This is a genomic window from Angustibacter aerolatus, assembly GCF_054776675.1.
Genome location: NZ_BAAHBM010000116.1, coordinates 1 through 8,241, shown reverse-complemented (window position 1 = coordinate 8,241; position 8,241 = coordinate 1). Strand labels below are relative to the sequence as shown.

The window sequence follows — 8,241 nt, the reverse complement described above, 5'->3', positions numbered from 1 at the left end:
CCGCCGCGTCGCTGGCCCGGGCCGCCGTGCTGCTCGGCGACCGCGCCCCCGTGGTGCTCGCGGCCCGCGGTGCGAGCGCCCGGCTGGTCGCCCTCGACGGACGCCCGACGCTGCTCGGCGAGGCGCTCGACCAGCCCGCCGACGCCTCGACCCACCAGGTGGCGTGACATGACCCTCGTCCTGCCCGAGCGCGACCTGGCCACCGGCACGCGCACCACGACGCTCGACGTGGTGGTACCCGTCTACGACGAGGAGGTCGCGCTGCCGGTCTGCGTGCGGCGGCTGCACGCCCACCTGCGCGACACCGTGCCCTACGGCTTCCGCATCACCGTCGCCGACAACGCCAGCACCGACGGCACCCTCGACGTCGCCTACCGGCTGGCCGCCGAGCTGCCCGAGGTGCGGGTGGTGCACCTCGACGAGAAGGGCCGCGGCCGGGCGCTCGCCGCCGTCTGGAGCGCGTCGGACGCCGAGGTGCTGGCCTACACCGACGTCGACCTGTCGACCGACCTCGCCGCGCTGCTGCCGCTGGTGGCGCCGCTGGTGTCGGGGCACTCCGACGTCGCCATCGGCACCCGGCTGGCCCGCAGCTCGCGCGTGGTGCGCGGCACGAAGCGCGAGGTGATCTCCCGCTGCTACAACCTCATCCTGCGCGGCACGCTGTCGGCCCGGTTCTCCGACGCGCAGTGCGGGTTCAAGGCGGTGCGGCGCGACGTGGCGCAGCAGCTGCTGCCGCTCGTCGAGGACACCGGCTGGTTCTTCGACACCGAGCTGCTGGTGCTCGCCGAGCGCAGCGGCCTGCGCATCCACGAGGTGCCCGTCGACTGGGTCGACGACCCCGACAGCCGGGTCGACGTCGTGCCGACGGCGCTCGCCGACCTGCGCGGCGTCGTCCGGCTCGGCCACGCGCTCGCGACCGGACGGCTGCCGCTGTCGCAGGTGCGCGCGAGCCTGGGGCGCGGCGCGCTGACCGCCCCCAAGGGCGTGCCGGCCGGGCTGCTGTCGCAGGTGGTGCGCTTCGCCGGCGTCGGCGTGCTGAGCACCCTCGCCTACCTGGCGCTCTTCGTCGCCCTGCGACCGGGCGCGGGCGCGCAGTGGGCCAACCTGGTGGCGCTGCTGGTGACGGCCGTCGCGAACACGGCCGCGAACCGGCGGTTCACCTTCGGCGTCGACACCTCGGACGGCGCGGCGCGGCAGCAGCTGCAGGGGCTGGTGGTCTTCGGCCTCGGTCTGGCCCTGACCAGCGGCAGCCTGTGGGCGCTGCACGCCGCGGCGTCACCCGGTCGGTGGGTCGAGCTCGGGGTGCTGGTCGCCGCCAACGCCGCGGCGACGCTGATGCGGTTCGCGCTGCTGCGCGCCTGGGTCTTCCGCACCCGGTGACGTCCCGCCGGCCGGCGGGTCGGGCTGCTCGGCCCGCACCCGCGCCGCCTCCTGCTCCTCGCGGAAGCGCATCCGCCGCAGGTGACCGGTCATGTTGCGCAACAGCAACCAGGTGACGATCGCCAGCACGAACACCACGAGGAACCCGATGAACCCGGGGGTCACCTTGTCGGCCGGCGGGGTGCCCGGCGACGGGGTGGTGGTCGCAGCCAGCACCGCCAGCGGCGTCACGAGGGCCTGCGCAGGACGATCGGCTGGTCGGTGCGGACGCCGGCGAACAGGTCGTCCTCGGGCAGGTCGACCGGCACCTCGCTGTGCGCCAGCTCGTAGTCCTCGGTCGGCCACAGGTCGCGCTGCAGCTGCATCGGCACCGAGAACCACGAGCCCTCGGGGTCGATCTGCGTGGCGTGGGCGATGAGCGCGCGGTCGCGCGTCTCGAACCAGTCCCCGCAGGGCACCCGCGTGGTGATCGGGCGCTCGCCGCGCTCCTCCCACCGCTCGATCCACTCGGCGTACGGCGACTCGCGACCGGCCGCCAGCATCGCCTCGTGGAAGGCCATGATCCGGCCGCGCGACAGGGTCTGGTTGTAGTACAGCTTCAGCGGCTGCCAGGGCGCCCCGGCCTTCGGGTAGCGCGCCGGGTCGCCGGCCGCGTGGAAGGCCTCGACCGACACCTTGTGGCACATGATGTGGTCGGGGTGCGGGTAGCCGCCGTTCTCGTCGTACGTGGTGATGACGTGCGGACGGAACTCGCGCACCACCCGCACCAGCGGCTCGGACGCCGTCTCGAGCGGGGTCAGGCCGAAGCAGCCCTCGGGCAGCGGGGGCAGCGGGTCGCCCTCCGGCAGCCCGGAGTCGACGAACCCCAGCCACCGGTGCTGCACGCCGAGCGCGGCCTGCGCGGCCGCCATCTCACGACGACGCACCTCGGCGATGTCGCGGACGATCTCCGGACTGCCCTGCAGCGCCGGGTTCAGCACGTCGCCCCGCTCACCACCGGTGCACGAGACGACGAGCACCTCGGCGCCCTCGTCGACGTAGCGGGCCATGGTGGCGGCGCCCTTGCTCGACTCGTCGTCGGGGTGGGCGTGCACGGCCAGCAGCCGCAGCGGCTCGGTCACGGGTCCTCCGTGGGAGTGGGTCTCAGGGTGCGGGATGATCCTCTCAGCACCCACCGACGGTCGGCACGCCCGGCCCCCGACCGGTGCGTCCGCCGTCCGCGACAGGCAGGGAGACCCGGTGCCCACCGACCTCGACGCCCGCTACGGCCGGGTGCGCTCGCCGGGCCGGCGGCGCCGCGCGACGGTGCTCGGCGTGGCGGCGGGCGTGGTCGTCGCGCTCGCCTTCGGCGTGTGGGCGGCCGTGACGCAGTGGTCGGTCGACGTGCACTGGCAGCAGATCGGGTACGTCGTCGAGGGCGACGCCGCGGTGCAGGTGACGTACGACGTGCAGCGCCCGCGCGACCGGGTGCTGACCTGCCGGCTGCGGGCGCTCGACGAGCACAAGACCGCCGTCGGCATCGCGAGCGTCACGGTGCCCGCGGGCGGCCCGAGCGAGGTGCGCCGCACGGACGTCGTGCGGACGTCGGCCCGCGCGGTGACGGGGCTCGTCGACTCCTGCGGGTGACCCGGACCCGGTCTCGACGGGGACGCTGCACAGGCCGAGTCGCTATACTCGTCGTTTCCCTCGCGACGTCGGGCCTCGAGCACGAGGCCAGGCGTCGCACGCACGTGCGGCTCGTCCGTTCGTGCACCAGACCATGCAAGGAGTCCCCGTGACCGACACCAGTAGCGAGACGTTCCTGACGCAGGACGCGTTCGAGCGCCTGCAGCAGGAGCTGAGCCACCGGACGGGCGAGTACCGCACCGACATCGTGAAGAAGATCGAGGCCGCCCGCGAGGAGGGCGACCTCAAGGAGAACGGCGGCTACCACGCCGCCAAGGAGGAGCAGGGCAAGAACGAGGCCCGCGTGCGCCAGCTGACCCAGCTGCTGCAGCACGCGAAGGTGGGCGACGCGCCCGCCGACGACGGCGTCGTCGAGCCCGGCATGGTCGTGACCGCCCTGGTCGCCGGCGAGGAGGAGACCTTCCTGCTCGGCAGCCGCGAGGGGTCCGACGGCTCGCTCACCGTCTACAGCGAGAAGTCGCCGCTGGGCACGGCGATCACCGGCCACAAGGTCGGCGACACCACGACGTACGAGGCGCCGAACGGGCGGTCGATCGAGGTCACGATCCGCGAGGCGAAGCCCTACACCGGCTGAGTCCGACGGCGGGCGTCCACGCCCACCCGCAGCACGAGGGCCGCCCCGGTCGACCGGGGCGGCCCTCGTGCGTTCCGGGTGGGAGGGTCAGCGGCTGGCGGCCCGGCTGTACTGCCGGGTGGCCAGCGGCACGAACACCGCCAGGATGACCACGATCCACAGCAGCGAGTAGAGCGTCGCGTGCTGCAGCGACCAGTAGTCGGGCACCGGCCGGCCCGCCGGGAGGTTGCCGAAGTGCTGGCGGCAGGCCTCGGTGACGGCCGACAGGGGGTTCCAGGCCGCGAACGTCTTCAGCACCCCGGGCAGGGTCTCGAGCGGCACGAAGGTGTTCGCGATGAACGTGACCGGGAAGATGACCACGAACGAGGCGTTGTTCACGACCTCCGGGCTGGGTGCCAGCAGGCCGACGAACGCCATGATCCAGCTGAACGCGTAGGCCCACAGCAGCAGCAGCGCGAAGCCGATGACGGCGTCGAGGAACGAGCTGCGGATGCGCCAGCCGACGACCAGACCGGTCAGCGACATCACCACGACGACGAGCAGGTTGTTGGCGACGTCGCTGACGGTGCGGCCGACCAGCACCGCCGAGCGCGACATGGGCAGCGACCGGAACCGGTCGATGATGCCCTTCTTCATGTCGTCGGCGAGACCGGCGCCGGTGAGCGTCGCCCCGAACGTGACGGTCTGGGTGAAGATCCCCGCGATGAGGAACTCCTTGTAGTTGCTGCCCTGCACGTCGATCGCGCCGCCGAACACGTAGGCGAAGAGCAGCACGAACATGATCGGTTGCAGGGTGGTGAAGACCAGCAGGTCGGGCACCCGCTTGATCTTGATCAGGTTGCGCTGGGCGACCACCAGGCCGTCGTTGAGGGCCGTCGAGGTGCTCATCGGGCTGCCACCGTCTCGTCGGAGGTCGTCGGGTCGTCGGACTCGGCCCCGTGGCCGGTGAGGCTGAGGAAGACGTCGTCGAGCGTCGGCCGGCGCAGCGCGACGTCGCTCACCGCGATGCCGGCGCCGTCGAGCCGCCGCAGCGCCTCGACCAGGCTCGCCGTACCGGTCGAGACCGGGATGCTCACCCGGCGGGTGTGCTCGTCGGTGCTCGGGTCGCCCGAGGCGACCGACGACAGCAGCCCGCGCGTCTGCTCGAGCTGCGACGGGTCGGCGACCACCACCTCGAGCCGCTCGCCGCCCACCTGGCTCTTCAGCTGGTCGGCGGTGCCCTCGGCGATGATCCGGCCGCGGTCGACCACCACGATGTCGTGGGCCAGCTGCTCGGCCTCCTCCATGTACTGCGTGGTGAGCAGCAGCGTGGTGCCGGCGGCGACGAGGCCGCGCACGACGTCCCACATCTCGCTGCGGCTGCGCGGGTCGAGGCCGGTCGTCGGCTCGTCGAGGAACAGCACGGGCGGGTCGGCGACCAGCGCGCCGGCGAGGTCGAGCCGCCGCCGCATGCCGCCGCTGTAGGTCTTGACCGGGCGGTCGCCCGCATCGGACAGGCTGAACTGCTCGAGCAGCTCGGTCGCCCGGGCCTTCGCGGTGCGCCGGCCCAGGTGGTACAGGTTGCCGACCATCGCCAGGTTCTCCCGCCCGGACAGGTACTCGTCGACCGCGGCGTACTGCCCGCTGAGCCCGATGCGCTTGCGCACCCCCCGCGGGTCCTTCAGCACGTCGATGCCGGCGACCTCGGCCCGACCGCTGTCGGGCTGCAGCAGGGTGGTGAGCACCCTCACCGTCGTCGTCTTGCCCGCGCCGTTCGGCCCGAGCACCCCCAGCACCGTGCCCTGGGGCACCCGCAGGCTGAGCCCGTCGAGCGCCGTCACCTCGCCGTACCGCTTCACCAGGCCCTCGGCCACCACCGCGTCGGTCATGACGACACCCTGGCAGGGTGGTCCGACAGCGGGCGAGGTATTTGGCGCGGCAGCTCGGGACGGGGGTCGCGGATCGTCGTCATGCAGCATCGACCGGGCGAGCGCCCGGGACTCATCGGTGCCGACCCGCGGGCTCGGGCTACGCGACGTCGAGCGGGTAGCCGGCGCCGCGCAGCGTGGCCAGCACGGTCTCGCTGTGCTCGACGCCCTTCGTCTCCAGCCGCAGCGTCACCTCGACCTCGTCGACGTGCATCGGCCGCCCGGTGCGGACGTGCTCGACGTCGAGCACGTTGGCGTCGACCTGCGCCAGCACGGCGAGCAGCGCCGCCAGCGAGCCGGGCTGGTCGGGCACCCGCAGCCGCAGCTCCATGTAGCGGCCCGCGGCGGACATGCCGTGCCGCAGCACCCGCAGCAGCAGCAGCGGGTCGATGTTGCCGCCCGACAGCACGACGACGACCGGTGCCTCGAACGCGTGCGGCTGCTCGAGCAGGCCGGCCACCCCCGCCGCACCCGCGGGCTCGACGACGAGCTTGGCCCGCTCGAGCAGGAACAGCAGCGCCTTCGCGAGCGAGTCCTCGGAGACCGTCACCACGTCGTCGACCAGGGCCTGCACCAGCGCGAACGGCACCTCGCCGGGGCAGCCCACCGCGATGCCGTCGGCCATGGTGCTCATGCGCCCGACGGGCAGCGGGTGACCGGCGGCGAGCGAGGCCGGGTACGCCGCGGCCTGCCCCGCCTGCACCCCGACGACCCGGACGTCGGGTCGCTGCGCCTTCACCGCCGTCGCGATGCCCGCCAGCAGTCCGCCGCCACCGGTGCACACCACGATGGTGCGCACGTCCGGGCACTCCTCGAGGATCTCGAGGCCCACCGTGCCCTGGCCGGCCACGATGTCGGCGTGGTCGAACGGGTGGATCAGCACCGCGCCCGTCTCGGCCTCGAACGCGCGGGCGTGCACGAGGCAGTCGTCGATCGTCAGGCCGACCTGCTCGACCCGGGCGCCGTAGGCACGGGTGGCCAGCAGCTTCGGGATGGGCGCCCCGGTCGGCATGAACACCGTCGCCTCGATGCCCAGCAGCTGCGCCGCGAGCGCCACGCCCTGCGCATGGTTGCCGGCGCTGGCCGCCACGACCCCGCGGGCCTGCTCCTCCGGCGTCAGCCGCGCCATCCGCGTGTAGGCGCCGCGGATCTTGAACGACCCGGCTCGCTGCAGGTTCTCGCACTTGAGGTGCACGGGTCCGCCGACGCGGTCGCTGAGCGCCCGGCTGTACTCCAGCGGGGTCGGTCGCACCACGCCGGCCAGGCCCTCGCGGGCTGAGCGCACGTCGTCGAGGGTCACGGGCAGCGTCGCTGGTGCCATGCGGCGGATTCTGGCAGGTGCCGACCCCGTGCCGGGACCCGGGCCGACCGGTCGGTCGGGCTGCGCCCGGGCCCCGCGCGCACGTCACGGCGCACCGCCCGCGCCCGTCGCCGGCGCCGGGCGCGGGTCGGTGAGGTCGAGCACCCGCCCGGGGAACCCGGGGCGCGGGTCGCCGGCGCCGTCGCCCGTGCCGGCGCCGGTCCAGGGCGAGCGGTCGACCACGAGGTGCGGGAGGGCGTGCGCCGACAGCGGCTCGAGGTGGCTCGACCACTCCCCCGGGTCGAGCACCCGCACCCGCCCCTTCGTCATCACCCCGAGCAGGTCGAGCCACGAGGTGCTGCCGGGGTCGAACACCCCGCTGTGCCCGCGCACGGGACGGCCGGACGCGTGCACGCCGGGGTCGAGCCGCACGACCCCGGGGAGCAGGTCGGGGTCGAGCCCGTGGCCGACCTGCTGCGGGTCGCCGAGCAGGCGCGTCGCAGCCCCCGCCACCACGGGCGCCCACAGCGGGTCGACGGGGTCGAGCACCCGCGGCCCCATGGCCCGCAGCCGGTCGCTCGCGTCGTCGGCGTCGTACCCCTGGGCCAGCCGGATCGAGTCGTCCTCGGCGGTCAGCGAGAAGCGCAGGGTCCGCCCAGGGGGCGCGGCGTACTCGGACAGGTCGCGGGCGAAGGCACCTGCGCTCGCGACGTGCACGACGCGGTCGACCACCATGCCGTGCACCTCCGCCGATCCCACGATCGAGCCGCCGTAGCTGTGCCCGAGCACGGTCACGTCGCGGCCCGGCAGCGCCTGCTGCAGCCCGGTGACGTCGGCCGCCAGCACCGGTCCCGCGCGGTCGGCGGCGTCGCGGTAGGCGGCGGCCACGACGTGCTCGCGCAGCGGCAGCACGCCGTCGTCGAACGGCCGGTCGGGGTGGTCGGCGCCCTGCCACACCACCACCGCGAGCCCGGGGTGCGCGGCGGCCAGCGGGAGCATCCGCCGCACCGCCCCGCCCTCGCGGTGCAGGTCGCTGCCGGTGCCGGGCACGAACACCGCGAGGTGCTCGGCCCGCTCGACGTCACCGAGCGCCTCGACGACCGTGCCGTCGCCGGCCGGGTCGAACCACAGCAGCCGGTGCGGCTGCCGCAGCACCGAGCCGTCGGGCCGGCGCAGCGTGACGGTGCCGTGCAGCCACTCGCGACGCTGCGCGACGTCGCGCTGCCACCGGGCCCGGCCCACGTGGTCGCGCTCGACGGGCACGTGCTCCAGCAGTCGCGCGAGGTCGGCCGCGACGAGCACCCGGCTGGCCAGCACGCGGGCCCACGGCGGCGCCGACCTGGCGGCCCGCACGACCGCCGGTCGCAGCACGGCGAGCCGGCGCAGCCGCACCG

The 8,241-nt window shown here is 74.4% G+C and carries 9 protein-coding genes; 3 read left to right on the top strand and 6 right to left on the bottom strand.

Annotation, left to right across the window (positions count from 1 at the left end; genetic code table 11):
* Positions 1-168: 168 nt before the first annotated feature.
* Entirely contained in the window at positions 169-1,380 is a 1,212-nt protein-coding gene (locus ACYVI6_RS17150; RefSeq protein WP_460447528.1) for a bifunctional glycosyltransferase family 2/GtrA family protein, read from the top strand.
* Here the strand turns inward: ACYVI6_RS17150 and ACYVI6_RS17145 are convergent.
* The gene (locus ACYVI6_RS17145) at positions 1,276-1,611 is read right to left on the bottom strand and encodes a hypothetical protein (RefSeq protein ID WP_460447527.1); all 336 of its coding nucleotides are present in this window, start codon (positions 1,609-1,611) and stop codon (positions 1,276-1,278) included. The two genes, ACYVI6_RS17150 and ACYVI6_RS17145, sit on opposite strands and share 105 nt — an antisense overlap.
* On the bottom strand, positions 1,608-2,501 hold the full coding sequence (mca, locus tag ACYVI6_RS17140; protein WP_460447526.1) for a mycothiol conjugate amidase Mca: 894 nt from the start codon (positions 2,499-2,501) through the stop codon (positions 1,608-1,610). The genes ACYVI6_RS17145 and mca overlap by 4 nt, the downstream gene beginning before the upstream one ends.
* Before the next feature lie 118 nt (positions 2,502-2,619).
* On the opposite strand from mca, the gene ACYVI6_RS17135 reads away from it, so the two are divergent.
* A complete protein-coding gene (locus tag ACYVI6_RS17135; protein WP_284288097.1) occupies positions 2,620-3,006 on the top strand; it encodes a DUF4307 domain-containing protein in 387 nt (128 codons plus the stop codon).
* Between the two features lie 148 nt (positions 3,007-3,154).
* Entirely contained in the window at positions 3,155-3,640 is a 486-nt protein-coding gene (gene greA, locus ACYVI6_RS17130; RefSeq protein ID WP_460447525.1) for a transcription elongation factor GreA, read from the top strand.
* Between the two features lie 87 nt (positions 3,641-3,727).
* Here greA and ACYVI6_RS17125 read toward each other — a convergent pair whose 3' ends face one another.
* The 4 genes from ACYVI6_RS17125 to ACYVI6_RS17110 form a co-directional block, all read right to left on the bottom strand.
* Entirely contained in the window at positions 3,728-4,528 is an 801-nt protein-coding gene (locus ACYVI6_RS17125) for an ABC transporter permease (protein WP_460447524.1), read from the bottom strand.
* Positions 4,525-5,508, bottom strand: a complete 984-nt coding sequence (locus ACYVI6_RS17120) for an ATP-binding cassette domain-containing protein (RefSeq protein WP_460447523.1) — start codon at positions 5,506-5,508, stop codon at positions 4,525-4,527. Before ACYVI6_RS17120 ends, ACYVI6_RS17125 begins: the two co-directional genes overlap by 4 nt.
* A gap of 139 nt (positions 5,509-5,647) precedes the next feature.
* Positions 5,648-6,868, bottom strand: coding sequence for a threonine ammonia-lyase (ilvA, locus tag ACYVI6_RS17115; protein ID WP_460447522.1), 1,221 nt, complete (start codon positions 6,866-6,868; stop codon positions 5,648-5,650).
* Between the two features lie 84 nt (positions 6,869-6,952).
* Positions 6,953-8,241 (bottom strand): alpha/beta hydrolase (locus ACYVI6_RS17110; protein WP_460447521.1); only part of this gene is annotated, 1,289 nt, incomplete at its 5' end.

Coding starts and splice junctions, on each gene's coding strand:
- ACYVI6_RS17120 (WP_460447523.1), bottom strand. CDS start 5,508: ATGACCGACGCGGTGGTGGCCGAGGGCCTGGTGAAGCGGTACGGCGAG.
- ACYVI6_RS17125 (WP_460447524.1), bottom strand. CDS start 4,528: ATGAGCACCTCGACGGCCCTCAACGACGGCCTGGTGGTCGCCCAGCGC.
- ilvA (WP_460447522.1), bottom strand. CDS start 6,868: ATGGCACCAGCGACGCTGCCCGTGACCCTCGACGACGTGCGCTCAGCC.
- ACYVI6_RS17150 (WP_460447528.1), top strand. CDS start 169: ATGACCCTCGTCCTGCCCGAGCGCGACCTGGCCACCGGCACGCGCACC.